Genomic DNA, 23,817 nt, shown 5'->3' on the forward strand with positions numbered 1-23,817 from the left:
AACGGGGGAAGGGCGGGTAGGGGACCGGCCCCGCGCAGCGGCCCCCGCCCCCGGCCGGGGTCAGACCATGACGCTGCGCCAGGCCTCCGGCAGCGCGCCCGCGACCTCCTGCGCCACCACCGGCGCCCCACCGGCGGCGAACCGCCCCGCGAGCCCGTGCAGATAGGCGGCCGCCGCCCCCGCGTCCACCCCCGACAGCCCCCCGGCGAGCAGCGCCCCCGCCAGCCCCGACAGCACGTCCCCGCTCCCGGCGGTGGCCAGCCACGGCGTCCCCGTCGGGTTCACCCGTACGGCCCCGCCCCCGCCGGGGGCGACCAGGGTCGTCGACCCCTTCAGCAGCGCCGCCGCCCCGTACCGCCCCGCCAGTTCCCGCACGGCGGCCAGCCGGCCGGCCTCCACCGTCTCCCGCGCCACCCCCAGCAGCGCGGCCGCCTCCCCCGCGTGCGGGGTCAGCAGGGTCGCGGCCCGGCGCCCCCGGACCACCTCGGCGTCCAGCCCGCGCAGCCCGTCCGCGTCGACCAGCACCGGCACGTCGGTGTCCGCCAGGGCCCGCGCGACCTCCTCCCCGCGCCCCGAACCCAGCCCCGGCCCGACCACCCAGGCCTGCACCCGGCCCCGCCCGACCAGCACCTCGGGGAAGCGCGCCAGCACCGCGTCCGCCGCCGGCCCCACGTACCGCACCGCACCGGCGCCGCCGCGCAGGGCCCCCGCCACGGCGAGCACCGCCGCGCCCGGGTACTGCTGCGACCCGGCGACGATCCCGACCACGCCCCGCCGGTACTTGTCGCTCGACGCCGTCGGCACCGGCAGCAGCCGCGCCACGTCGGCGTGTTGCGGGGCCTCCAGCGCGACGGCGGCCCCTTCGAGGTCCAGCCCGATGTCCACCAGCCGCACCGCCCCCACCCGCGAGGCCCCCGGGTCGGTCAGCAGCCCCGGCTTGTACGCCCCGAAGGTCACCGTGACGTCGGCCGTCACCGCCGACCCCGCCACCTCGCCGGTGTCCGCGTCCACCCCGCTCGGCAGGTCCACCGCGACCACCGCCGCCCCGGCCGGGATGCGCTCCACCAGCGCGGCCGCGGCCGGCCGCAGCCCGCCGCGCCCGCCGATCCCGAGCAGCCCGTCCACGACCAGGTCGGCCCGCCCGGGCACCGACGCGGCGACCCGGCCCCCGGCGGCGCGCAGCGCGGCCAGCCCGCCCGGGTGCATCCGCTCGGGGTCCATCGGCACCGCCGTCACCCCGGCCCCGCGCCGCGCCAGCCGCGCGCCGGCGTACAGGGCGTCACCGCCGTTGTCCCCGGGCCCGACCAGCAGCACGACCCGGGACCCGTAGACCCGTCCCCGGCCGCGCGCCAGCAGCTCCGCGCACACGGCGGCCAGCCCGGCCGCCGCCCGCGCCATCAGGGCGCCCTCCGGCAGACGGGCCATCAGCTCGCGCTCGGCGGCCCGCACGGTCTCCACGCTGTAAGCAGTACGCATGCCCTCAGCGTGCCGCACGCGGAGGGGATCAGCCCTCGGCGATCACCACCGCCGAGGCGATCCCGGCGTCGTGGCTCAGCGAGATGTGCCACGACTTCACCCCGAGCGCCCGAGCCCGCGCCTCGACCGTGCCGGACACCCGCAGCCGGGGCTGCCCGGTGTCCTCGACGTACACCTCGGCGTCGGTCCACAGCAGCCCGCCGGGCGCGCCCAGGGCCTTGGCCAGGGCCTCCTTGGCCGCGAACCGGGCGGCGAGCGAGGCGACCCCGCGCCGCTCGCCGCTCGGCAGCGTCAACTCGGTGTGGAGGAAGAGGCGCTCCGCCATCTGCGGCGTCCGCTCCAGCGCCGCGCCGAACCGCGCGATCTCCGCCACGTCAATCCCCACACCGACAATCACGGCAACAACCCCTACTACTCCACAGTGACGGACTTCGCGAGATTACGCGGCTGGTCCACCTCGTTGCCGCGCGCGGTCGCCAGCTCGCACGCGAACACCTGGAGCGGGACCGTCGCCACCAGCGGCTGGAGCAGCGTCGGCGTGGCCGGGATGCGGATCAGGTGGTCGGCGTACGGGACGACGGCCTCGTCGCCCTCCTCCGCGATCACGATGGTCCGCGCCCCGCGCGCCCGGATCTCCTGGATGTTCGAGACGATCTTGTCGTGCAGGACCGAGCGGCCGCGCGCCGACGGCACGACGACCACCACCGGCAGGTCCTCCTCGATCAGCGCGATCGGCCCGTGCTTGAGCTCGCCCGCCGCGAAGCCCTCGGCGTGCATGTACGCCAGCTCCTTGAGCTTGAGCGCGCCCTCCAGCGCCACCGGGTAGCCGACGTGGCGGCCCAGGAACAGCACCGTGTCCTTGTCGGCCAGCGAGCGCGCGAGGGCCCGTACCGGCTCCATCGTCTCCAGGACCCGGTCCACGGCCGCGGCGATGTCCGACAGCTCCCGGATCACCGCCTCGATCTCGTCGCCCCACTTCGTCCCCCGCACCTGCCCCAGGTACAGGGCGACGAGGTAGCAGGCCACCAGCTGCGTCAGGAACGCCTTGGTCGAGGCGACGGCCACCTCCGGCCCGGCGTGCGTGTACAGCACGGCGTCCGACTCGCGCGGGATCGTCGACCCGTTCGTGTTGCAGATCGCCAGCACCCGGGCGCCCTGCTCGCGGGCGTGGCGCAGCGCCATCAGGGTGTCCATGGTCTCGCCGGACTGCGAGATCGCGATCACCAGCGTCCGCTGGTCCAGGATCGGGTCGCGGTAGCGGAACTCGCTGGCCAGCTCGGTCTCGCACGGGATGCGGGTCCAGTGCTCGATGGCCAGCTTCGCGATCATGCCCGCGTGGTACGCCGTACCGCACGCCACGATCACCACCTTGTCGACCTCGCGGAGCACCGAGGCGGGGATGCGCACCTCGTCGAGGGTCAGCAGGCCGCTCGCGTCGATCCGGCCCAGGAGGGTGTCGGCGACCGCCTTCGGCTGCTCGGCGATCTCCTTGAGCATGAAGTAGTCGTAACCCCCCTTCTCGGCCGCCGAGGCGTCCCAGTCCACGTGGTACGCCCGCACGGACGCGGGCGCACCGTCGAAGCCGGTCACCGAGACCCCGTCGCGGCGGAGCTCGACGACCTGGTCCTGCCCCAGCTCGATCGCGGACCGGGTGTGGGCGATGAACGCGGCCACGTCCGAGGCGAGGAAGTTCTCACCCTCCCCAACGCCCACCACCAGGGGGGAGTTCCGGCGCGCGCCGACCACCACGTCCGGCTCGTCCGCGTGCACCGCGACCAGCGTGAACGCGCCCTCCAGCCGCCGGCACACCTGCCGCATGGCCTCCGCCAGCCCGGCCGCGCCCCCGGCCTCCCGGACCGCGTCGAAGCGCTCGGCCAGCAGGTGCGCGACGACCTCGGTGTCGGTCTCGGACTCCAGCCGGTGCCCGCGCTCGGCCAGTTCGGCGCGCAGCGCGGCGAAGTTCTCGATGATGCCGTTGTGGACGACGGCCACCCGGCCGGAGTTGTCCAGATGGGGATGGGCGTTGACGTCGGTGGGCCCGCCGTGGGTCGCCCACCGGGTGTGCCCGAGGCCCGTGGAGCCCGCCGGGAGCGGCTGCGCCACCAGCTCCTTCTCCAGATTGACGAGCTTTCCGGCCTTCTTGGCGCTGACGAGCTTGCCGTCGGCGAGGACGGCGGCCCCGGCCGAGTCGTAGCCGCGGTACTCCAGCCGCTTCAGTCCGGCGATGACCACATCGAGCGCCGACTGCGCTCCCACGTATCCCACAATTCCGCACATAGGCCGCAGGGTACGCCTGAGTTGGGCGTCTGTCGGGTACCCGAACAGGACGAAAACCGCCCGCCGCCCCGTCGGGGCGTCAGCCCAGCTTCCTGACCTGTGCCTCGATCGCGGGCGCCGCCAGCCGCGCCTCGCCGGACAGCCGGCTGGCGTGGAAGTTCACCAGCGTGCCGCCCTTGCGCACCACCATGAGCTCGGTCTCGTACGGCTCCCCGTCGCGCTCCGCCTCCACGGTGTACGCGAGGGCCTCGTCGCCGCCGTACGCCGCGTGCGGGACGATCCGGGTGACCGTGACGGTCTCCCCGTTCTCCGTCGCCGCGTACCCGCCCTCACAGGCCCGCCCGGCCGTCTGCACCTCGACGAAGTGCCCGTGCGCGGCGTCGCCCGGGTACGAGGCGAGGGTCACCACCGTCACCGTGGAGCTCGCCGCGTCCAGCGCGGCCGCCCGCTTCTGCTGCTCCGAGGCGTCGTCGGGCAGCGCCGAGGCCACCGCGACCACCGAGGCCCTGGCCCAGCCGGCCCGCCCCTGCGGGAGGAACCCGGAGACGGCGCGGGCCAGCTCCCGGCACTCGGGCCGGTCCGCGCCCGCCGCCGCGCTGTCGTGGACCTCCACGGTGACCTTGTGGTCCAGCAGGTCCCCCTGCGCCACCAGCAGGCGCTCCGGGGCCTCCTGGGGCGATCCCTTCTGCGGGGAGAGCGGCTGCCCCTTGCGGGCCGGTCCGTCGGCGGAGGCGGGCACCTCGGCGACCGGGCCGTCGGCCTCCACCACGATCACCGTGGGCCGCCCGGCCCCGCATCCGGTGGCCAGCAGGGCCAGCACCAGCCCCGAGACGGTCAGCGCGGCCGTACACCGCGCGCGGACGGCTCTCATCCGAGCTTCCTCGACTGCGCCTCGACGACCGCCTTGGGCGGCTGCGGGGCGTCGCCGAGCACGCTCAGCACCTCGAAGGCGGCCAGCACCTCACCCTTGCGGACGAACACGAACTGCAGGTTGGCCTTCTGGCCGCTCTTGAGGTCCACCACCGCCCGGTAGGCCAGCGCCTCGTCCCCCGCCGGGTCCTGGTCGACGGACAGCACCTTCTCGACGGTCATGGCCTTGGTCCCGTCGAGGGCCGTGTAGCCGTCCGCGCAGGCCGCGACCGCCTTCTTGACCGCCGCGAAGGCCTCCTCGGCCCCCTTGCCCGGGTAGGAGTCCAGGAACACGGAGGTCCCCGTCCGCCCGGCGCTCTCCCGCAGCGCGTCGAGCTTCTCGTCCTCGCTCGCGTCCGGGGCGGCCTGCTTGGCCTTCCCCAGGGCCGACGCGACGGCCGTCCCGGTCACCTTGCCGATCGGCACCCCGGACTGCGCCCGGACGAGCGGCTCGCAGGCCTGCTTGTCGGACGAGACCTTCCGCGCCGGGTCGTCCTTCGGGGAGTCCGTCTCGACCTTGTAGTCCGGCAGGTCCGCCTGGGTGATCAGCAGCCGGCCCAGCTCCGCGGCCGACTTCCCGGCACCCCCCGCGGCGACGGCGTCCGTCCCCGCGCCCTTCGCCCCGTCGGCCCCCTCGCCGCCGGAGTCGCAGCCGGCCGCCAGCAGGCACACGGACACGGCACAGGCGGCCAGGACGCCGCGACGGACAGGCGTGGTACCCACGTGTTGCTCTCCCCCATGAAGCAGATCACCGCCAGGACGCCGGTCAACGTCGCGGTGACGAACAATGTACGACTTGCTCGATCAAGCGACCGGTGTTAATGACACTTCCGCCCGATCTTCCTGGTCACACCGGGAAATCGTGATCCGGACGAGACAGGACGGGCTTCCGATCGAGACCCGGTCGCGGGCAACCGCCCCACCTGGGCGTTTTGGCCCCCACGGCCCGGCACGTGACCGACCCCACCACCCACGCGGGCTCCCGAGCCCCGACAATGGGCGGTGTGATCACATCGCCGACGCGCTGTACGCCGGAGCACGCAACGGAGCGTCCCGGTCGCCGGGTACCGGAGCCCTCCCCCTACGTCGACCTCACGCGGGCGGAGTGGAGCGCCCTGCGCGAGCGCACCCCGCTGCCGCTGACGGCGGAGGAGGTCGAGCGGGTCCGCGGCCTCGGCGACGTCATCGACCTCGACGAGGTCCGGGACGTCTACCTGCCGCTCTCGCGCCTGCTGAACCTGTACGTCGGCGCCACCAGCAACCTCCGCGGCACCCTGAACACCTTCCTCGGCGACGCCGGCGGCAACGGCCACGGCGCCCAGCAGGGGACCCCGTTCGTCATAGGCGTCGCCGGATCGGTCGCCGTCGGCAAGTCCACCGTGGCCCGCCTGCTCCAGGCCCTGCTGGCCCGCTGGCCCGAGCACCCGCGCGTCGAGCGGATCACCACGGACGGCTTCCTCTACCCGATGAAGGAGCTCCAGCGCCGCGGCCTGACCTCCCGCAAGGGCTTCCCGGAGTCCTACGACCGGCGCGCGCTCACCAAGTTCGTGGCCGACATCAAGGCCGGCAAGGACGAGGTCACCGCCCCGGTCTACTCGCACCTGATCTACGACATCGTCCCGGACGAGCGGCTCGTCGTCCGCCGCCCGGACATCCTCATCGTCGAGGGGCTCAACGTCCTCCAGCCGGCCCTGCCGGGCAAGGACGGCCGGACCAGGGTCGGCCTCGCCGACTACTTCGACTTCAGCGTGTACGTGGACGCCCGCCCCGAGGACATCGAGCGCTGGTACCTCAACCGGTTCCGCAAGCTGCGCGAGACCGCGTTCCAGAACCCGTTCTCCTACTTCCGCAAGTACACCCAGGTCTCCGAGGAGGAGGCCCTGGAGTACGCGAAGACGATGTGGCGGACCATCAACAAGCCCAACCTGCTGGAGAACGTGGCCCCCACCCGCGGCCGCGCCACCCTGATCGTCCGCAAGGGCCCCGACCACAAGGTCACCAAGCTGAGCCTGCGCAAGCTCTGACGCGCGCCCCGGCGGCTAGTGTGCGGCCATGCTGCATCTGAGGATGATCACCCCGTACGCCGTGACGGACCGGGTGGTGGAGCTGATCGGCGAGGTGGTCGGCACCACCCACCTGGTGGTGCTGCCGGGCGCGGCCCGCGATCCCGAGGGCGATCTGGTCCTCGTCGACGTGGCCCGCGAGGCGGCGGACGAGCTCCTCGCCGAGTTGCGCGCGCTCGGCATCGCCGAGACGGGGTCGATCGCCGTCGAGGACATCGACCTGTCGATCTCCCGGCGCGCCGACGAGGCGGAGGAGGAGGCGCCGGGGGAGGCCGCGGACGCGGTGATCTGGGAGCAGCTGGCGGAGTCCACGCACGAGGAGTCCACCCTCACCATCACCTACGGCGCGTTCATGGTCGTCGCCACGATGATCGCCGCCTGCGGCGTGGTCCTCGACAACGCGATCCTGATCGTGGGCGCCATGGCCGTCGGCCCGGAGTTCGGCCCGCTCGCCGGGATCTGCACGGGCCTGGTGCAGCGGGCTCCGAAGCTGGCGTGGCGCTCGGCGCTGGCCCTGGTCGTCGGCTTCGCCGCGGCGATCGCGGCCACCACCGTGTTCAGCCTGGCCATGGACGCCCTCGGGCTGTTCCACCACGAGATGCTCGACCGGCCCCGCCCGAACACCAGCTTCATCTGGCAGCCCGACCCGTTCTCGTTCGTCGTGGCGGTCCTCGCCGGGGTGGCCGGGATGCTGTCGCTGACCTCGGCACGGGCCGGCGCCCTGGTGGGCGTGGCCATCTCGGTGACGACGGTCCCGGCCGGCGCGAACGCGGCCGTGGCGCTGAGCTACGGCGACGTGGGCCAGATGTGGGGGTCGGCGGAGCAGCTTCTCTTGAACCTGCTGGGCATCGTGGTCTCCGGCTCGCTGACCCTGATCGGCTGGAAACTGCTGTGGCGCACCCAGCACGGGCGGATGCTCCGCCCGCCGGGTGCGCCACACGGCGGTTCCCGCCGATGACCGCGCGGTGAGCGGCTAGCCCAGGGCCGACTTCACCGCGTCGGCGAGCCGGCCGGCGACCGCGCGGGCCTGCTCGATGTCGGCGGCCTCCACCATCACCCGCACGAGCGGCTCGGTGCCCGAGGGGCGCAGCAGCACCCGTCCGGTGGACCCGAGCTCGCGCTCGGCCTCGGTGACCGCGTTGGCCAGCTCGGCGGAGGTGGAGACGCGGGACTTGTCGACGTCCTTGACGTTGATCAGGACCTGCGGCAGCCGCGTCATGATCCCGGCGAGGTCGGCCAGGGAGCGGCCGGTGGCGGCGATCCGGGCGGCCAGCATGAGGCCGGTCAGGGTGCCGTCGCCGGTGGTGGCGTGGTCGAGGATGATCACGTGCCCGGACTGCTCGCCGCCGAGCGCGTAGCCGTGCTCCTTCATCGACTCCAGGACGTACCGGTCGCCGACGGCGGTCTGCACGAGCTGGACGCCCTCCGCCTCCATGGCCAGCTTGAAGCCCAGGTTCGACATGACGGTGGCGACGACGGTGTTCTCGCGCAGCTGTCCGGCCTCGCGCATGGCGAGGGCGAGCACGGCGAGGATCTGGTCGCCGTCGATCTCGTTGCCGTCGGCGTCCACCGCGAGGCAGCGGTCGGCGTCCCCGTCGTGGGCGATGCCCAGGGCCGCCCCGTGCTCGACGACGGCCTGCTTGAGCAGGCCCAGGTGGGTGGAGCCGCAGCCGTCGTTGATGTTCAGGCCGTCGGGCTCGGCACCGATGGTGACGATCTCGGCGCCCGCCCGGGTGAAGGCCTCCGGGGAGACGCGGGCGGCCGCGCCGTGGGCCTCGTCCAGGACGATCTTCAGTCCGTCGAGGCGGTTGGGCAGGACGCCGATCAGGTGGGCGACGTACTTGTCGAAGCCCTCGTCGTAGTCCGAGACCCGGCCGACGCCGGAGCCCGTGGGCCGGTCCCAGGGGGCGCCCGTGCGGTGCTCCTCGTAGACGGACTCGATCCTGTCCTCGAGGTCGTCGGCGAGCTTGTGGCCGCCGCGCGCGAAGAACTTGATGCCGTTGTCGGGCATGGCGTTGTGGCTCGCGGAGAGCATCACGCCGAGGTCGGCGCCCAGCGCACCGGTGAGATACGCCACCGCCGGGGTGGGCAGCACACCGACGCGCAGGACGTCCACGCCGGCACTGGCGAGGCCCGCGACGACCGCGGCCTCCAGGAACTCGCCCGAGGCGCGGGGGTCGCGGCCGACCACCGCGGTGGGGCGGTGGCCCGCGAAGGTGCCCGCCTCGGCCAGTACGTGCGCGGCCGCCACGGAGAGGCCGAGCGCGAGCTCAGCCGTCAGATCCGCGTTGGCGACGCCTCGTACACCGTCCGTCCCGAAGAGTCGTCCCACTGTTGTCCTCCCGAGTTCACGCTTCGCTAGGTGACCGCTAGTGACAGATGTTTGCCGCTTTTGGCGGTAAACGAACCGCCCCGACAGCACAGAGAGTGCTGCCGGGGCGGTTTCGTTGCTGAACAGCAGGCGCAGATTAACGCTTGCTGTACTGCGGAGCCTTACGGGCCTTCTTGAGACCGGCCTTCTTGCGCTCGACCGCACGGTCGTCGCGGGAGAGGAAGCCGGCCTTCTTGAGCGCCGGGCGGTTGTTGTCCACGTCCGCCTCGTTCAGCGCGCGGGCCACGCCGAGGCGCAGGGCGCCGGCCTGACCGGAGACGCCGCCACCCGAGATGCGGGCGATGACGTCGTAACGGCCGTCGAGCTCCAGGAGCTTGAAGGGCTCGTTGACTTCCTGCTGGTGCACCTTGTTGGGGAAGTAGTCCTCAAGGGTGCGACCGTTGATCTTCCACTTGCCGGTGCCCGGAACGATCCGGACGCGGGCGATGGCGTTCTTGCGACGGCCCAGGCCGGCGGCCGGCTGGGGGTCACCGAAGCGACCGGCAAGGGACTCGGAGGTGTAGTCGCCCTCGACGGCGACGTCCGACTCGGTGGTGTACTCCTCGACGCCCTCGAACTCGTCGACGGGGGTCTCGGCGGTGGTCTCGGCCACGATGCTCCTCAGAATTCTCTGTGTTTAGGGGGTGGCCGGAACTACTGCGCGACCTGGGTGATCTCGAACGGCACCGGCTGCTGGGCAGCGTGGGGGTGCTGGTCGCCCGAGTAGACCTTCAGCTTCGAGAGCATCTGACGGCCCAGGGAGTTCTTGGGGAGCATGCCCTTGACGGCCTTCTCGACGGCCTTCTCCGGGTTGTTCGCCAGCAGGTCGTCGTAGCGCACGGAGCGCAGACCGCCCGGGAAACCGGAGTGGCGGTAGGCCATCTTCTGGGAGGCCTTGTTGCCGGACAGGTGAACCTTGTCGGCGTTGATGATGATGACGAAGTCGCCCATGTCCATGTGGGGGGCGTAAGTCGGCTTGTGCTTGCCCTTGAGGAGGGTGGCGGCCTGGGTCGCCAGACGGCCGAGGACGACGTCCTGGGCGTCAATGACGAGCCACTGGCGCGAGATGTCGCCGGGCTTGGGGCTGAACGTACGCACGCGTATGCCTTCGCTTCTTCAGTGGTGGGTCATCCCATAAGGCCTAAGCCCCGCGGGAAGGGTCCTGACAGGGTCACCACGGACGATCACGACAGCCCTCGTTCACATCGGGGACGCACCCGAGTGAAAACCGCTGGTCATCGGTCCGGTGGACCGGCGTAAGGCCCTTTCACGTGAGAATGAGAAAGCCAATACGCATAACAAACCAGCAGGATACCCAAGCAGACCCGTACGGGTCAAAACGCGGTCCGCGATGCCGATGCTGCTGGCGTCGCGGCGCACTCCGGTTCGGTCCTGGGTGGGGACCCCGCAGTTGTTACGGGTTCCAGAGTAACCCGACCTGGGGCCGGCGCACGACGCACCAGCAGGAACGCGAGCCCGCACAGGGTCGCCGCGTCCTTGAACGCACGCCTCTTGTGGGCCAGCTCCGAGGGCCACGGGACCAGCGCCAGCTGGGGCGTCAGGGCCAGCCAGAACAAGGGAGAGCGGGGCATCGACCCCGGCCGCACCCCCGACGCCAGCAGCAGCGGCAGCACCACCAGGAGGTAGTGGTCGAAGGAGGGGCGGGAGACCAGGAATGCGGCGAGCATCACCATGCAGGCCGTCTCCGCGAGCCGCAGCTCTCCCCCGTCCGGCTCGGCGGAATCCGGCCGGCGCCAGCGCCGCCAGGCCCCCCACAGCCCGGCCCCGGCCCCCGCGAAGGCCACCGCCACCGCCACCGGCTGCGGCACCCCCAGCCGGGGCAGCACCGCGATCGGCGAGGCGTCCCACGGCAGCGCGTACCCGTCCTGCCCCTGGAACAGGAACGGCAGCGTCTTGGTGAAGAACAGCGTCGGGCTCGGCATCAGCAGCGCTCCCGCCAGCGACAGCCCCGCCGGCACCGCCACCGCCACCGCCAGCCCCCGCCACCGCCGGGCCAGCACGAACAGCAGCCCGGCCGGCACCAGCATCGGCTTGCAGGCGATCGCCAGCCCCACCACCAGCCCCGCCGCCGCCCAGGACCTGCGGTGCGCCAGCAGCAGCGCCACCGGCAGGGCCGCCGCCGAGACGGCCGTCCAGTTCCCGATCAGCACCAGGTTCAGGTACGGCTTGTAGAGCAGCCCCAGCAGCCCGAGCCCCCCGACCGCGAACCGCGAGCGCGCGGGCACCGAGAACAGCCGCAGCGCCGCCCACCAGCCGAGGGCGATCAGGCCCGAGATCCCGGCCGGCAGCAGCCAGCGCAGCACCCCCTCGGGCACCAGCGCCTCCGGCACCGCCATCAGCACGGCGCTGGGCGGGTACAGGAAGCGCCGGTCCTCGTACGGGGAGACCCCGGCCAGCAGCGCGTCCGCCGCCTTGACCACGAAGGCGTTGTCCGAGCCCCAGTTCGCCCGCAGGCTCGTCGACACCGACGCGGCCAGCAGCACCACCAGCGCCACCGCCCGCCAGGACCGCGGCGCCGGCCGGAGCAGCCAGCCCGTGAGCCGCTCCTCCGTGACCGGCCGGCCACTCCGCGTCAGCCAGATGCGCATGAGCCAGATGCTAGGCCGCAGCCCCACGAAGCCTCCCCGTCGACCCGCCCGGGGGGAGGGTCGGCCCCCTAGCGCTTCCGGTCGACCCTACGTTCGTCCCAGACGGGTTCCTGGGTCTCCCGCACAACACCGTCTGAACCGAAGACCAAGTAACGGTCAAATGTGCGGGCGAACCAGCGGTCGTGGGTCACGCACAGCACCGTGCCCTCGTACGACTCCAGACCGTCCTGCAGGGCCTCGGCCGACTCCAGGTCGAGGTTGTCGGTGGGCTCGTCCAGCAGCAGCGCCGTGGTGCCGGCCAGCTCCAGCAGCAGGATCTGGAACCGCGCCTGCTGGCCGCCCGACAGCCGCTCGAACGGCTGCTCCGCCTGCCGCTCCAGCTCGTAGCGGCGCAGCGCGCCCATCGCCTGGCCCAGGGGCTTGGCCGCCTCCGTCCACAGGATGTCGACGAGCGTGCGGCCGAAAAGCTCCGGATGGGCGTGGGTCTGCGCGAAATGGCCGGGAACCACCCGTGCGCCCAGCTTCCAGTCACCGGTGTGCTTGACGTCCTCGCCCGCCAGCAGCCGCAGGAAGTGCGACTTGCCCGAGCCGTTCGAGCCGAGCACCGCGACCCGCTCCCCGTAGAAGACCTCCAGGGTGAACGGCTTCATCAGGCCGGTCAGCTCCAGGTTCTCCACCGTCAGAGCGCGCACGCCCGTCCGGCCGCCCTTGAGCCGCATCTTGATGTCCTGCTCGCGCGGCGGCTCCGGCGGCGGGCCGGCCTCCTCGAACTTCCTGAAGCGGGTCTGCATCGCGTGGTACCGCGAGGCCATGTCGGGACTGCTCGCCGCCTGGTTGCGCAGCCGCAGCACCAGGGCCCGCAGCCGGGCGTGCTCCTCGTCCCAGCGCCGCTTGAGCTCCTCGAAGCGGGCGAAGCGCTCCTTGCGGGCCTCGTGGTAGGTGCCGAAGCCCGCGCCGTGCACCCAGACGTCGGAGCCCATCGGGCTCGCCTCCAGGCTGATGATCTTCTCGGCGGCCTGGGTCAGCAGCTCCCGGTCGTGGGAGACGAACAGCACCGTCTTGCGGGTGGCCCGCAGCTGCTCCTCCAGCCACCGCTTGCCGGGGACGTCGAGGTAGTTGTCCGGCTCGTCGAGCAGCAGCACCTCGTCCGGCCCGCGCAGCAGCGCCTCCAGGACCAGCCGCTTCTGCTCACCGCCGGAGAGCGTGCGCACCTCGCGGAACTGCGCCTGGTCGTAGGGGATGGCCAGCGCGGCCATCGTGCAGACGTCCCAGAGGGTCTCCGCCTCGTAGCCCTGCACGTCGGCCCAGTCGCTGAGCGCCTGGGCGTAGGCCATCTGCGCGGCCTCGTCGTCGACGGTGAGGATCAGCTCCTCGGCCCGGTCCACGGCCTTCGCCGCCTCCCGGATCCGCGGCTGGGACACCGAGACCAGCAGGTCCCGTACGGTCGTCTCGTCCCGCACCGAGCCCACGAACTGGGACATCACGCCGAGCCCGCCGCTGATGGTGACCCCGCCGCCGTGCGGCTGGAGCTCACCGGAGATCAGCTTGAGCAGGGTGGTCTTGCCGGCGCCGTTGGCCCCCACCAGGGCCACCACCGACCCGTCCCCCACGCGGAAGGAGACGTCGGGGAGCAGGACCCGCCCGTCGGGAAGGTAGTACTCCAGGTGGCTGGCTTCGAGATGTCCCATGCCGGGCATTCTCCCGGTCCGACGGCGCCGGACCCAAACGCAATACGTGCCTAGCAGCAGCCCTTGCCCGGAAGGGTGCGCATGTTCCGCGCCTCCTTGCTGCGGGCGGCGAGCAGCTCGTCCGCCGGGTAGCCGACCTCCTCCAGGGTCAGCCCGTGCGGCTTGACCACGTGCACCGAGGAGTCCCGTACCGCCGCGGCCAGGACCCGGCCGGGCCACTCGACGGGCCGGTGCCCGTCGCCGACGTGCAGCAGGGCACCGACCAGCGAGCGGACCATGTTGTGGCAGAAGGCGTCGGCGCGGACCGTCGCGGTGACGATCCCGTCCTCGCCCCGCTCCCAGCTGAGCTGCTGGAGGGTGCGGATGGTCGTGGCGCCCTCGCGCTTCTTGCAGTACGCCGCGAAGTCGTGCTCGCCGACCAGCGCGGCGGCCGCCTCGTTCATGGCGTCCACGTCCAGCGGCCACTGGTGCCAGAGCACGTGCCCGCGGCGCAGCGGGTCGACCCCGGCCCGGTGGTCGCCGACGCGGTAGGCGTAGCGGCGCCAGATCGCGGAGAAGCGGGCGTTGAAGCCCTCGGGGGCCTCGGCGACCTTCCACACCCGGATGTCGTGCGGGAGGCGCCCGGCGAGGCGGCGCAGCAGCAGCTCGCCGTGCTCGGCCCACACCTCCTGCGCGATGTCGAACTGCGCGACCTGCCCGCGGGCGTGCACGCCGGCGTCGGTGCGCCCGGCGACGGTCAGCTCGACCGGGTCGGGCAGCCGCATCACGGTCTTCAGGGCCGATTCCAGCTCGCCCTGGACGGTCCGCAGCGTCCGCTGCTTCGCCCAGCCGGAGAAGTCCTTGCCGTCGTACGACAGGTCCAGCCGTACCCGGACGTGCCCGGGCTCCACCTCGTCACTCACGTGACAGATCCTCTCAGACGCTCGGAAATGCAGAACGGGCCCGCCCCGGGAAGGGGCGGGCCCGTTCAGAGCCGATCAAGCAAGCGTGATCCCGGGGGATCAGGCCTCCTTGGTCTCCTCGGCGGCGGGGGCCTCGGCAGCGGCCTCGGCCTCCTTCACGGCGCGCTTGGTGGCGGCCTCGGCCTCACCGGTGGCCTGCTGGGCGACCGTGAGGGCCTCGACCAGCTCGATCACGGCCATCGGGGCGTTGTCGCCACGACGGTTGCCGATCTTGGTGATGCGCGTGTAACCACCGGGGCGGTTCTCGTAGCGCGGGGCGATCTCGGTGAACAGCGTGTGCACGATGCTCTTGTCCGTGATCGTCTGCAGCACCAGGCGACGGTTGTGGATGTCGCCCTTCTTGGCCTTGGTGACCAGACGCTCGGCGTAGGGACGCAGGCGGCGGGCCTTGGCCTCGGTGGTGGTGATGCGGCCGTGCTCGAAGAGCGCCTTCGCGAGGTTCGCGAGAAGGTGCTTCTCGTGCGCGGCGGAGCCGCCCAGACGGGCACCCTTAGCGGGACGCGGCATGGTGTTACTCCTTCATATCTGCACCGGCCGTGTCAGGTACCGGTGTCAGTTCCCCCGGGGCGGACGCCCCGGGAAAGTCTTCTTAGTACTGCTCGGTCTCGACGAAACCGGCGTCCGCGTCGTCGTCGGCGCCGAAGGCGTCGGCGGCGGCGGTCGGGTCGAATCCGGGCGGGCTGTCCTTCAGGGCCAGGCCCATGCCGGCGAGCTTCGCCTTGACCTCGTCGATCGACTTCGCACCGAAGTTGCGGATGTCGAGCAGGTCGGCCTCGGAGCGGGCCACGAGCTCACCCACGGAGTGGATGCCCTCGCGCTTGAGGCAGTTGTACGAGCGGACCGTGAGCTCCAGCTCCTCGATCGGCAGCGCCAGGTCGGCGGCCAGGGCCGCGTCCGTCGGCGAGGGGCCCATGTCGATGCCCTCGGCGTCGATGTTGAGCTCGCGCGCCAGACCGAACAGCTCGACCAGGGTCTTGCCGGCGGACGCCATGGCGTCGCGCGGGCGCATGGCCTGCTTGGTCTCGACGTCGACGATGAGCTTGTCGAAGTCGGTGCGCTGCTCGACTCGGGTCGCCTCGACCTTGTAGGTGACCTTCAGAACCGGCGAGTAGATGGAGTCGATCGGGATGCGACCGATCTCCTGGCCCACCTGCTTGTTCTGGACGGCGGAGACGTAGCCGCGACCGCGCTCGACGGTCAGCTCCATCTCCAGCTTGCCCTTGCCGTTGAGCGTGGCGAGGACCAGGTCCGGGTTGTGCACCTCGACACCGGCCGGGGGCGCGATGTCGGCAGCGGTGACCAGGCCGGGACCCTGCTTGCGCAGGTACATCACGACCGGCTCGTCGTGCTCCGAGGAGACGACCAGCTGCTTGATGTTGAGGATGATGTCCGTGACGTCTTCCTTGACGCCCGGCACGGTGGTGAACTCGTGCAGGACCCCGTCCACGCGGATGCTGGTGACAGCGGCACCCGGGATGGAGGACAGGAGGGTACGGCGCAGGGAGTTGCCGAGGGTGTAGCCGAAGCCCGGCTCCAGCGGCTCGATCACGAACCGCGAGCGGTACTCGTCGACGACCTCTTCGGTCAGCGAAGGACGCTGAGCGATAAGCATGTCTGTGTTCCTTCAGTCGTGGACGCCCACTATTTGACGCCCGACATGTACTGCTGGGTACTACAAGGGTACGGGCGGCACGTCCCCCGAAGGGTTCGTGCCGCCCGGACACTCAAGAACGCACAGGTGCGTCCGCTGCGTCAGACGCGGCGACGCTTCGGCGGGCGGCAGCCGTTGTGCGGGGTGGGGGTGACGTCCTGGATCGAGCCGACCTCGAGGCCGGTGGCCTGGAGGGAGCGGATCGCGGTCTCACGGCCGGAGCCGGGACCCTTGACGAAGACGTCGACCTTGCGCATGCCGTGCTCCTGCGCGCGGCGGGCGGCCGACTCGGCGGCCATCTGCGCGGCGAAGGGGGTGGACTTGCGCGAGCCCTTGAAGCCGACGTGGCCGGCGGAGGCCCAGGAGATCACGTTGCCGGACGGGTCCGTGATCGAGACGATCGTGTTGTTGAACGTGCTCTTGATGTGGGCGTGCCCGTGAGCGACGTTCTTCTTTTCCTTGCGGCGCACCTTCTTGGCAGCGCCCTGACGACCCTTGGGGGGCATCTCTTACTCCTACGGGAGGTGGTCGGTCCTACAGCGCAAGACCGCTGAACAGGACTACTTCTTGCCCGGCTTCTTCTTGCCGGCGATCGCGCGACGCGGGCCCTTGCGGGTACGCGCGTTCGTGCTGGTGCGCTGACCGTGCACGGGCAGGCCACGACGGTGGCGGATGCCCTGGTAGCACTGGATCTCGATCTTGCGGCGGATGTCGCCCTGGATCTCGCGGCGGAGGTCACCCTCGGTGCGGAGGTTGGCGTCCACGTACTCGCGGATCTTGACGAGGTCCTCTTCGGCCAGGTCACGAACGCGGGTGTTCGGGTTCACGCCGGTGGAGGCGAGGATCTCCTTGGACCGGGTGCGCCCGATACCGAAGACGTAGGTGAGTGCGATCTCCACACGCTTTTCGCGCGGGATGTCAACACCGGAAACGCGTGCCATTCAATGGCTCCTGTGTGTTCGGGGGTCTGCAACAGAACCGCTCCCGACCGCCGACCGCCCGTATGGGCGGTGGTACGTCCGGGTCCCCGGCCCCCGCCGGAGGTGCCGCCGGCCCCTGGGGGCTGGGCGGGTTCTGCTTATGTACGTTTTCTTACGTCGCGCGAAGAACTGCGGAAGGCAGGTCGGTCGGCGTGCGTCAGCCCTGGCGCTGCTTGTGGCGCAGGTTGTCGCAGATGACCATGACCCGGCCGTGACGGCGGATCACCTTGCACTTGTCGCAGATCTTCTTGACGCTCGGCTTGACCTTCATGTTGGTGAGGTTCTCCGGGTCAGTGCCACCACCCGCGCCGGAGCGGGGTGCGGGGGCAAGATCTACTTGTATCGGTAGACGATCCGGCCACGCGTCAGGTCGTACGGAGACAGCTCCACAACGACCCGGTCATCGGGAAGGATGCGGATGTAGTGCATACGCATCTTGCCGCTGATGTGCGCGAGGACCTTGTGACCGTTCTGGAGTTCCACCTTGAACATGGCGTTCGGGAGGGACTCGATCACGGTGCCCTCGATCTCGATGGCACCTTGCTTCTTGGCCACGCTTCGCCTTTCGAATCGGCTACCTTGATCAGCTCACGGACATGCGAATGCACGTAAGCCGACGAGTCAGTCTACGTCAGGGCACCCAGAAAGACGAATCCGGAAAGTTTGCCCCAGAGTCTAGATCATTAACCGGCTGCTAGCCGAGGGGGTCCGGCGCCGTGGTGACGCCGTATTCCGCGAGCTTCGCCTTGCCGCAGTCCGGGCTGGTCAGGACGATCGGACCGGCCTCCGTGACGGCCACCGAGTGCTCCCAGTGCGAGGACCAGGTGCCGTCCGTGGTGATGACCGTCCAGTCGTCGGCGAGTACCTCCGTCTGGGCGGTGCCCAGGGACACCATCGGCTCGATCGCCAGGCAGACGCCCGGGACCAGCTTGATGCCCTTGCCCCGCTTGCGCGAGACGTAGTTCAGCAGGTGGGGGTCCATGTGCATCTCGGTGCCGATGCCGTGGCCGCCGTAGTCCTCGATGATCCCGAACTTGCCGAGGCTGTGCTCACCGGTGGACGGGCGGGGCTGGCGCTTGATGTAGCCCTCGATCGCCTTCGAGATGTCCACGAGGCGGTTGCCCGCCTTCATGGCCGCGATGCCGGCCCACATCGACTCCTCGGTCACCCGGGAGAGCTCGACCAGCTCCGGAGCGTGACCGGTGCCCACGAAGGCCGTGTACGCCGCGTCCCCGTGCCAGCCGTCCACGATGGCGCCGGCGTCGATGGAAATGATGTCGCCGTCCTTGAGGACCGTCTTGTCGTCCGGGATGCCGTGGACGACGACCTCGTTCACCGAGGTGCAGATGGTCGCGGGGAAGCCGCCGTAGCCGAGGAAGTTCGACTTGGCCCCGGCGTCCGCGATGACCTTGCGGGCCACCATGTCCAGGTCCCGCGTCGTGGCGCCCGGCACGGCCGCCTCACGGGTCGCCGCGTGGATCGCGGCGACGACCAGCCCTGCCTCGCGCATCTTCGCGATCTGCTCGGGGGTCTTCAGCTGAACCATGAACGGGACCTTCCACCTTCGAAAACGGGTCTTTTCAACAGTACGGCCGCGATGCCCTAGGGACACCGCGGCCGTACCGGCACGACAGGGGGGTGACTACTTCTTCAGGGCGTCCATCGCCCGCTTGGTGATCTCGTGCACCTCGCCGAGGGCGGAGATGGTCACCAGCAGACCCTGGGCCTTGTAGTAGTCGATGATCGGCTCGGTCTGCGTGTGGTAGACCTCCAGCCGGTTGCGGACCGTGGCCTCGGAGTCGTCGTCGCGCTGGTAGAGCTCGCCCTCGCACTTGTCGCAGACGCCGTCGACCTTCGGCGCCGCGTAGATCACGTGGAAGACGTGCGCGGAGTCGCGGCGGCAGATCCGGCGGCCGGCGATGCGCTTGACGACCTCGTCCTCCTCGACCTCCAGGTCGAGGACGGCGTCCAGCTTCATGCCGGCACCGGTCAGCATCTCGTCCAGCGCCTCGGCCTGGGCCACGTTGCGCGGGAAGCCGTCGAGCAGGAAGCCGCCCGCGGCGTCCGACTGCTCCATGCGGTCCTTGGCCATGCCGATGGTGATCTCGTCCGGGACGAGCTCGCCGGCGTCCATGAACGCCTTGGCGCGCACGCCCAGGTCCGTGCCCTGGCTGATGTTGGCGCGGAAGAGGTCGCCCGTGGAGATGTGCGGGATCGACAGGTTCTTGGCGAGGAACGCGGCCTGCGTTCCCTTGCCCGCCCCGGGGGGTCCGACGAGGACGATTCGCATCAGCGGAGGAACCCTTCGTAGTTGCGCTGCTGGAGCTGGCTCTCGATCTGCTTCACGGTTTCCAGACCCACACCCACGATGATCAGGATGCTCGTCCCGCCGAACGGGAAGTTCTGGTTCGCTCCGAAGCCGGCCAACGCCATTGTCGGCACTAGAGCGATGAGACCCAGGTACAGCGAGCCCGGCCAGGTGATCCGGTTGAGTACGTAGCTCAGGTACTCAGCGGTGGGCCGGCCGGCGCGGATGCCCGGGATGAACCCACCATACTTCTTCATGTTGTCGGCAACTTCCTCGGGGTTGAACGAGATCGCCACGTAGAAGAACGCGAAGAAGACGATCAGGAGGAAGTAGGCGGCGATGTAGTACGGGTGGTCGCCCTTGACGAAGTGCTTCTGGATCCAGGTCGCCCAGCCGGCGGTCGAACCGCTGAACTGCACGATCAGGGCCGGGATGTACAGCAGCGACGAGGCGAAGATGACCGGGATGACACCGGCCTGGTTCACCTTGAGCGGGATGTAGGTGGACGTGCCCCCGTAGGCGCGGCGCCCGATCATGCGCTTCGCGTACTGGACCGGGATCCTGCGCTGGGCCTGCTCGACGAAGACCACGAGGGCCACCATCGCGAGACCGACGAGGATGACGACGGCGAACTCCACCCAGCCATCAGCGATCTTGCCCTGGAGCTTGATCGTCCAGAGAGCGGTCACGAAGCCGGCCGCGATCGAGATGAACATCAGGATCGACATGCCGTTGCCGATGCCGCGGTCGGTGATGAGCTCACCGAGCCACATGACGATGCAGGTACCGGCGGTCATGGTGACCACCATGGTGATCGTGGTGAAGATCGAGCGGTCCGGGACGATCTCGCGAGCGACCGGGCAGGTGCCGAACAGGGCGCCGGTGCGCGCGGTGGCGACCAGGCCGGTGCCCTGGAGGATCGCGAGCGCGACCGTCAGATAGCGCGTGTACTGAGTGATCTTCGAGGTGCCGGCCTGTCCCTCTTTCTTGAGGTTCTCCAGCTTCGGGATGACCACGGTCAGCAGCTGCAGGATGATGCTCGCGGTGATGTACGGCATGATGCCGAGCGCGAAGATCGTGATCTGCAGCAGCGCACCGCCGCTGAACATGTTGACCAGACCGAAGAGGCTGTTGCTGCTCCCCATCTGGTCCACACAGATCTGAACGTTCTTGTAGCTCACGCCGGGTACCGGGATGTGGGACCCGAGCCGATACAGCACGATGATGCCGAGCGTGAAGAGCAGCTTCTTGCGCAGGTCGGGCGTCTTGAACGCCCGGGCGAACGCGGTGAGCACGGTGCCTCCTGCGACCCCCGCGCTACTGCGTCAGAGGTGACGGTCTGAGGATCGACGATTACGTACAAGCAAAGGTGCAGGCCACCTTACCGGCGACTGCGCCCCCCGTGGAACGACCAACCGGGGATGCCCCATATGTGAGGCATCCCCGGTCGGGTTTTAGCTATTTGTCACTGAGTTCGTCTTAGACGAGCTCGGTCACGGAACCGCCGGCGGCGGCAATCTTCTCCTTGGCGGAGGCGGAGACGGCGTCAACCGAAACCGTCAGCGCCACGGAGATCTCGCCCTGACCCAGGACCTTGACGAGGCTGTTCTTGCGAACCGCGCCCTTGGCGACCAGGTCGGCCACCGTGACCTCTCCACCCTCGGGGTAGAGGGCACCGAGCTTGTCCAGGTTCACGACCTGGAACTCGGTGCGGAACGGGTTCTTGAAGCCCTTCAGCTTCGGCAGGCGCATGTGGAGGGGCATCTGGCCACCCTCGAAGCGCTGCGGAACCTGGTAGCGGGCCTTCGTACCCTTGGTACCACGACCAGCCGTCTTACCCTTCGACGCCTCACCACGACCGACACGGGTCTTCGCGGTCTTGGCACCGGGGGCGGGACGGAGGTTGTGAGCCTTCAGCGGGCTGTTCTCAGCCATGATTAGTCAACCTCCTCAACCGTCACGAGGTGGCGGACGGTGTGCACCATGCCGCGGAACTCGGGGCGGTCCTCCTTGACGACCACGTCGTTCAGGCGCTTGAGCCCGAGCGAACGAAGGGTGTCGCGGTGGTTCTGCTTGCTGCCGATGTACGACTTCGTCTGCGTGATCTTGAGGCGGGCCATCAGACACCCGCCCCAGCACGCGCACGAAGGAGAGCCGCGGGGGCGACGTCCTCGAGGGGCAGACCACGGCGAGCCGCGATCTCCTCGGGACGCTGCAGGCCCTTGAGGGCCTCCACGGTCGCGTGCACGATGTTGATCGCGTTGTCGGAGCCGAGCGACTTCGACAGGATGTCGTGAACGCCGGCGCACTCCAGAACGGCGCGCACCGGGCCACCGGCGATAACACCGGTACCGGGGGAAGCAGGCTTCAGCAGGACAACGCCGGCCGCCTTCTCGCCCTGGATCGGGTGCGGGATGGTGCCCTGGATGCGGGGAACCTTGAAGAAGTTCTTCTTGGCTTCCTCGACGCCCTTGGCGATGGCCGCGGGAACTTCCTTGGCCTTGCCGTAACCGACACCTACGGTGCCGTCACCGTCACCCACCACGACGAGCGCGGTGAAGCTGAAGCGACGACCACCCTTGACAACCTTGGCGACGCGGTTGATCGCGACAACGCGCTCAACGTAAGCGGTCTTCTCGGCGGCAGCGCCACCGTCGCGACCCTTCCGGTCCCGCCGCTCGCCGCCACCGGCACCGCTGCCGCGGCGCTGGGGTCCAGCCATTGGATTACCTCTCTCTGTTACGTCCGTGAGTCCCGGAACCGGGGCTTAGAACTTCAGCCCGGCTTCGCGGGCGGCGTCAGCCAGAGCGGCAATGCGCCCGGCGTATCGGTTGCCACCGCGGTCAAAGACGACGGTCTCGACGCCGGCAGCCTTCGCACGCTCGGCGACGAGCGCGCCGACGGCCTGGGCCTGGGCGCTCTTGTCGCCTTCGCCACCGCGGATCGAAGCGTCCAGGGTCGACGCGGACGCCAGGGTGTGGCCCTGGAGGTCGTCGATGACCTGAGCAACGATGTTGCGGTTCGAACGCGTCACGACGAGGCGCGGACGCTCCGCCGTACCCGAGACGTTCTTGCGGATGCGGATGTGGCGGCGAGCCTTGGCAGCGCGCTTGTACGCGTCGCCCTTGGCGATCTTCACACCGTATGCCATGGCTACTTACCAGCCTTTCCGACCTTGCGGCGGATGACCTCGCCGGCGTACTTGACACCCTTGGCCTTGTACGGGTCGGGCTTCCGCAGCTTGCGGATGTTGGCGGCGACCTCGCCGACCTTCTGCTTGTCGATGCCCTCGACCGAGAACTTGGTCGGAGACTCGACCTTGAACGAGATGCCCTCGGGCGCCTCGACCAGGATCGGGTGGCTGTAGCCGAGCTGGAACTCCAGGTCGGAGCCCTTCGCGGCCACGCGGTAACCGACACCGCTGATCTCGAGAGCCTTGACGTAACCCGCGGTCACGCCGGTGATCATGTTCGCCACCAGCGTGCGGGACAGGCCGTGCAGGGCCTTGTTCTGACGCTCGTCGTTCGGGCGGGTGACGTTCAGGACGCCGTCCTCACCCTTGACGATCTCGATCGGCGCCTTGACGACGTGCGTGAGGGAACCCTTGGGGCCCTTCACGGCGACCGTCTGGCCATCGATGGTGACGTCCACACCGGCGGGAACCTGGATGGGGAGCTTGCCGATTCGCGACATTGCTTTTCCTCCGTTCCCGACTACCAGACGTAGGCGAGGACTTCCCCACCTACGCCCTTCTTGCCTGCCTGCTGACCGGTCAGGAGACCGTGCGACGTGGAGATGATCGCCACGCCCAGGCCACCGAGGACCTTCGGCAGGTTGGTGGACTTCGCGTACACGCGCAGACCGGGCTTCGAGATCCGCTTGATGCCCGCGATGGAGCGCTCACGGTTCGGCCCGAACTTCAGCTCGAGGACGAGGTTCTTGCCGACCTCGGCGTCCTCGACCTTCCAGCCGGTGATGAAACCCTCCTGCTTGAGGATCTCCGCGATGTGCGACTTGATCTTGCTGTGCGGCATCACGACGGTGTCGTGGTACGCCGAGTTAGCGTTACGCAGACGCGTGAGCATGTCTGCGATCGGGTCAGTCATGGTCATGAAAGTGGCCTTCGGCCTCTCTCGCCGGGGTTTCCTGTATGCGCCATCCCTCTCCCCACTCGGTGGCGGGACGGGTGCGGCACGGGGACCTACGGCGTAGTAAGTCGATAGGGCGGCGGACGCCCAACCCCACAAGCCTACGGCATGCGGGCAGGGCGGTCCGCCGACCTGATGCTTACCGAGAGCGTCTGGAAAACCTCAACACCCAAAGGGTGAGGGGGGTTTACCAGGAGCTCTTGGTCACGCCCGGCAGCTCGCCACGGTGAGCCATCTCACGGAGGCACACGCGGCAGAGGCCGAACTTGCGGTACACGGAGTGGGGGCGACCGCAGCGCTGGCAGCGGGTGTACGCACGCACACCGAACTTGGGCTTGCGGGCAGCCTTCGCGATGAGAGCCTTCTTCGCCATCT

The 23,817-nt window shown here is 70.0% G+C and carries 29 protein-coding genes; 2 read left to right on the plus strand and 27 right to left on the minus strand.

The genetic code is table 11. The features are described 5' to 3' along the window. Positions 1-60 precede the first annotated feature (60 nt). The 5 genes from AB0O29_RS19230 to AB0O29_RS19250 form a co-directional block, all read right to left on the minus strand. A complete protein-coding gene (locus AB0O29_RS19230) occupies positions 61-1,476 on the minus strand; it encodes an NAD(P)H-hydrate dehydratase (RefSeq protein WP_365153136.1) in 1,416 nt (471 codons plus the stop codon). 28 nt (positions 1,477-1,504) lie between these two features. Beyond that, the gene (locus AB0O29_RS19235; protein WP_358893634.1) at positions 1,505-1,873 is read right to left on the minus strand and encodes a holo-ACP synthase; all 369 of its coding nucleotides are present in this window, start codon (positions 1,871-1,873) and stop codon (positions 1,505-1,507) included. 14 nt (positions 1,874-1,887) lie between these two features. Next, entirely contained in the window at positions 1,888-3,753 is a 1,866-nt protein-coding gene (glmS, locus tag AB0O29_RS19240; RefSeq protein ID WP_365153137.1) for a glutamine--fructose-6-phosphate transaminase (isomerizing), read from the minus strand. 79 nt (positions 3,754-3,832) lie between these two features. After that, positions 3,833-4,624 (minus strand): hypothetical protein, encoded by a 792-nt coding sequence (locus AB0O29_RS19245; protein ID WP_365153138.1) that lies wholly within the window; start codon positions 4,622-4,624, stop codon positions 3,833-3,835. Beyond that, positions 4,621-5,385: a hypothetical protein gene (locus AB0O29_RS19250; protein WP_365153139.1), complete on the minus strand. Its 765-nt coding sequence runs from the start codon at positions 5,383-5,385 to the stop codon at positions 4,621-4,623. Before AB0O29_RS19250 ends, AB0O29_RS19245 begins: the two co-directional genes overlap by 4 nt. Positions 5,386-5,666: 281 nt before the next feature. Between AB0O29_RS19250 and coaA the strand changes: the two genes are divergently transcribed. Next, positions 5,667-6,686 carry a type I pantothenate kinase gene (gene coaA / locus AB0O29_RS19255; protein ID WP_365153140.1) on the plus strand — a complete coding sequence of 340 codons (1,020 nt, stop codon included), beginning with the start codon at positions 5,667-5,669 and terminating at the stop codon, positions 6,684-6,686. Between the two features lie 28 nt (positions 6,687-6,714). After that, on the plus strand, positions 6,715-7,683 hold the full coding sequence (locus tag AB0O29_RS19260; protein ID WP_365153141.1) for a DUF389 domain-containing protein: 969 nt from the start codon (positions 6,715-6,717) through the stop codon (positions 7,681-7,683). 15 nt (positions 7,684-7,698) lie between these two features. Here the strand turns inward: AB0O29_RS19260 and glmM are convergent, their stop codons facing one another. From glmM to AB0O29_RS19370, 22 genes are all read right to left on the minus strand, one after another. Then, complete coding sequence (gene glmM / locus AB0O29_RS19265) at positions 7,699-9,057, minus strand: phosphoglucosamine mutase (protein ID WP_365153142.1); 1,359 nt, start codon at positions 9,055-9,057, stop codon at positions 7,699-7,701. 136 nt (positions 9,058-9,193) lie between these two features. Beyond that, positions 9,194-9,709 carry a 30S ribosomal protein S9 gene (gene rpsI / locus AB0O29_RS19270; protein ID WP_030031261.1) on the minus strand — a complete coding sequence of 172 codons (516 nt, stop codon included), beginning with the start codon at positions 9,707-9,709 and terminating at the stop codon, positions 9,194-9,196. 41 nt (positions 9,710-9,750) lie between these two features. Then, on the minus strand, positions 9,751-10,194 hold the full coding sequence (gene rplM, locus AB0O29_RS19275) for a 50S ribosomal protein L13 (RefSeq protein WP_030773854.1): 444 nt from the start codon (positions 10,192-10,194) through the stop codon (positions 9,751-9,753). A gap of 236 nt (positions 10,195-10,430) precedes the next feature. Then, a complete protein-coding gene (locus AB0O29_RS19280; protein WP_365153143.1) occupies positions 10,431-11,705 on the minus strand; it encodes a glycosyltransferase family 87 protein in 1,275 nt (424 codons plus the stop codon). 68 nt (positions 11,706-11,773) lie between these two features. Continuing rightward, entirely contained in the window at positions 11,774-13,402 is a 1,629-nt protein-coding gene (locus AB0O29_RS19285; RefSeq protein ID WP_365153144.1) for an ATP-binding cassette domain-containing protein, read from the minus strand. Between the two features lie 41 nt (positions 13,403-13,443). Continuing rightward, positions 13,444-14,295, minus strand: a complete 852-nt coding sequence (gene truA / locus AB0O29_RS19290; protein WP_365153145.1) for a tRNA pseudouridine(38-40) synthase TruA — start codon at positions 14,293-14,295, stop codon at positions 13,444-13,446. Between the two features lie 99 nt (positions 14,296-14,394). Continuing rightward, positions 14,395-14,862, minus strand: a complete 468-nt coding sequence (gene rplQ, locus AB0O29_RS19295; RefSeq protein WP_045945293.1) for a 50S ribosomal protein L17 — start codon at positions 14,860-14,862, stop codon at positions 14,395-14,397. A gap of 82 nt (positions 14,863-14,944) precedes the next feature. Continuing rightward, positions 14,945-15,967, minus strand: coding sequence for a DNA-directed RNA polymerase subunit alpha (locus AB0O29_RS19300; RefSeq protein WP_215023456.1), 1,023 nt, complete (start codon positions 15,965-15,967; stop codon positions 14,945-14,947). A gap of 140 nt (positions 15,968-16,107) precedes the next feature. Further along, positions 16,108-16,512 carry a 30S ribosomal protein S11 gene (rpsK, locus tag AB0O29_RS19305; protein WP_003956432.1) on the minus strand — a complete coding sequence of 135 codons (405 nt, stop codon included), beginning with the start codon at positions 16,510-16,512 and terminating at the stop codon, positions 16,108-16,110. A 54-nt stretch (positions 16,513-16,566) separates the two neighbouring features. Next, positions 16,567-16,947 (minus strand): 30S ribosomal protein S13, encoded by a 381-nt coding sequence (gene rpsM, locus AB0O29_RS19310; RefSeq protein WP_007265919.1) that lies wholly within the window; start codon positions 16,945-16,947, stop codon positions 16,567-16,569. 196 nt (positions 16,948-17,143) lie between these two features. Then, the gene (rpmJ, locus tag AB0O29_RS19315; RefSeq protein WP_003956441.1) at positions 17,144-17,257 is read right to left on the minus strand and encodes a 50S ribosomal protein L36; all 114 of its coding nucleotides are present in this window, start codon (positions 17,255-17,257) and stop codon (positions 17,144-17,146) included. A 62-nt stretch (positions 17,258-17,319) separates the two neighbouring features. Then, positions 17,320-17,541 (minus strand): translation initiation factor IF-1, encoded by a 222-nt coding sequence (gene infA / locus AB0O29_RS19320; RefSeq protein WP_003956442.1) that lies wholly within the window; start codon positions 17,539-17,541, stop codon positions 17,320-17,322. A 139-nt stretch (positions 17,542-17,680) separates the two neighbouring features. Beyond that, on the minus strand, positions 17,681-18,532 hold the full coding sequence (gene map, locus AB0O29_RS19325) for a type I methionyl aminopeptidase (RefSeq protein ID WP_365153146.1): 852 nt from the start codon (positions 18,530-18,532) through the stop codon (positions 17,681-17,683). A gap of 96 nt (positions 18,533-18,628) precedes the next feature. Beyond that, positions 18,629-19,276, minus strand: coding sequence for an adenylate kinase (locus AB0O29_RS19330; protein WP_365153147.1), 648 nt, complete (start codon positions 19,274-19,276; stop codon positions 18,629-18,631). Beyond that, entirely contained in the window at positions 19,276-20,589 is a 1,314-nt protein-coding gene (gene secY, locus AB0O29_RS19335; protein WP_365153148.1) for a preprotein translocase subunit SecY, read from the minus strand. The genes AB0O29_RS19330 and secY overlap by 1 nt, the downstream gene beginning before the upstream one ends. A 184-nt stretch (positions 20,590-20,773) precedes the next feature. Further along, the gene (rplO, locus tag AB0O29_RS19340; protein ID WP_042812339.1) at positions 20,774-21,229 is read right to left on the minus strand and encodes a 50S ribosomal protein L15; all 456 of its coding nucleotides are present in this window, start codon (positions 21,227-21,229) and stop codon (positions 20,774-20,776) included. 2 nt (positions 21,230-21,231) lie between these two features. Then, entirely contained in the window at positions 21,232-21,414 is a 183-nt protein-coding gene (gene rpmD / locus AB0O29_RS19345) for a 50S ribosomal protein L30 (protein ID WP_005313525.1), read from the minus strand. Beyond that, positions 21,414-22,016, minus strand: coding sequence for a 30S ribosomal protein S5 (gene rpsE, locus AB0O29_RS19350; RefSeq protein WP_007265914.1), 603 nt, complete (start codon positions 22,014-22,016; stop codon positions 21,414-21,416). Before rpsE ends, rpmD begins: the two co-directional genes overlap by 1 nt. Positions 22,017-22,061: 45 nt before the next feature. Beyond that, positions 22,062-22,445 (minus strand): 50S ribosomal protein L18, encoded by a 384-nt coding sequence (rplR, locus tag AB0O29_RS19355; protein ID WP_030026334.1) that lies wholly within the window; start codon positions 22,443-22,445, stop codon positions 22,062-22,064. A 2-nt stretch (positions 22,446-22,447) separates the two neighbouring features. Further along, on the minus strand, positions 22,448-22,987 hold the full coding sequence (rplF, locus tag AB0O29_RS19360; protein WP_344163490.1) for a 50S ribosomal protein L6: 540 nt from the start codon (positions 22,985-22,987) through the stop codon (positions 22,448-22,450). A gap of 20 nt (positions 22,988-23,007) precedes the next feature. Next, on the minus strand, positions 23,008-23,406 hold the full coding sequence (rpsH, locus tag AB0O29_RS19365) for a 30S ribosomal protein S8 (RefSeq protein ID WP_007265911.1): 399 nt from the start codon (positions 23,404-23,406) through the stop codon (positions 23,008-23,010). Positions 23,407-23,629: 223 nt separating this feature from the next. Continuing rightward, positions 23,630-23,815 (minus strand): type Z 30S ribosomal protein S14, encoded by a 186-nt coding sequence (locus tag AB0O29_RS19370; RefSeq protein ID WP_003956452.1) that lies wholly within the window; start codon positions 23,813-23,815, stop codon positions 23,630-23,632. Positions 23,816-23,817: the final 2 nt, after the last annotated feature.

The organism is Streptomyces sp. NPDC089915, assembly GCF_040684675.1.
Lineage (GTDB): Bacteria > Actinomycetota > Actinomycetes > Streptomycetales > Streptomycetaceae > Streptomyces.

Coding starts and splice junctions, on each gene's coding strand:
- AB0O29_RS19370 (WP_003956452.1), bottom strand. CDS start 23,815: ATGGCGAAGAAGGCTCTCATCGCGAAGGCTGCCCGCAAGCCCAAGTTC.
- rplF (WP_344163490.1), bottom strand. CDS start 22,987: ATGTCGCGAATCGGCAAGCTCCCCATCCAGGTTCCCGCCGGTGTGGAC.
- glmS (WP_365153137.1), bottom strand. CDS start 3,753: ATGTGCGGAATTGTGGGATACGTGGGAGCGCAGTCGGCGCTCGATGTG.
- AB0O29_RS19245 (WP_365153138.1), bottom strand. CDS start 4,624: ATGAGAGCCGTCCGCGCGCGGTGTACGGCCGCGCTGACCGTCTCGGGG.
- rpsK (WP_003956432.1), bottom strand. CDS start 16,512: ATGCCCCCCAAGGGTCGTCAGGGCGCTGCCAAGAAGGTGCGCCGCAAG.
- rpmD (WP_005313525.1), bottom strand. CDS start 21,414: ATGGCCCGCCTCAAGATCACGCAGACGAAGTCGTACATCGGCAGCAAG.
- AB0O29_RS19230 (WP_365153136.1), bottom strand. CDS start 1,476: ATGCGTACTGCTTACAGCGTGGAGACCGTGCGGGCCGCCGAGCGCGAG.
- rpmJ (WP_003956441.1), bottom strand. CDS start 17,257: ATGAAGGTCAAGCCGAGCGTCAAGAAGATCTGCGACAAGTGCAAGGTG.
- rpsH (WP_007265911.1), bottom strand. CDS start 23,406: ATGACCATGACTGACCCGATCGCAGACATGCTCACGCGTCTGCGTAAC.
- rplO (WP_042812339.1), bottom strand. CDS start 21,229: ATGGCTGAGAACAGCCCGCTGAAGGCTCACAACCTCCGTCCCGCCCCC.
- map (WP_365153146.1), bottom strand. CDS start 18,532: ATGGTTCAGCTGAAGACCCCCGAGCAGATCGCGAAGATGCGCGAGGCA.
- AB0O29_RS19260 (WP_365153141.1), top strand. CDS start 6,715: ATGCTGCATCTGAGGATGATCACCCCGTACGCCGTGACGGACCGGGTG.
- AB0O29_RS19330 (WP_365153147.1), bottom strand. CDS start 19,276: ATGCGAATCGTCCTCGTCGGACCCCCCGGGGCGGGCAAGGGAACGCAG.
- rplQ (WP_045945293.1), bottom strand. CDS start 14,862: ATGCCGCGTCCCGCTAAGGGTGCCCGTCTGGGCGGCTCCGCCGCGCAC.
- rpsM (WP_007265919.1), bottom strand. CDS start 16,947: ATGGCACGCGTTTCCGGTGTTGACATCCCGCGCGAAAAGCGTGTGGAG.
- rpsE (WP_007265914.1), bottom strand. CDS start 22,016: ATGGCTGGACCCCAGCGCCGCGGCAGCGGTGCCGGTGGCGGCGAGCGG.
- AB0O29_RS19300 (WP_215023456.1), bottom strand. CDS start 15,967: ATGCTTATCGCTCAGCGTCCTTCGCTGACCGAAGAGGTCGTCGACGAG.
- AB0O29_RS19280 (WP_365153143.1), bottom strand. CDS start 11,705: ATGCGCATCTGGCTGACGCGGAGTGGCCGGCCGGTCACGGAGGAGCGG.
- rplR (WP_030026334.1), bottom strand. CDS start 22,445: ATGGCATACGGTGTGAAGATCGCCAAGGGCGACGCGTACAAGCGCGCT.
- AB0O29_RS19285 (WP_365153144.1), bottom strand. CDS start 13,402: ATGCCCGGCATGGGACATCTCGAAGCCAGCCACCTGGAGTACTACCTT.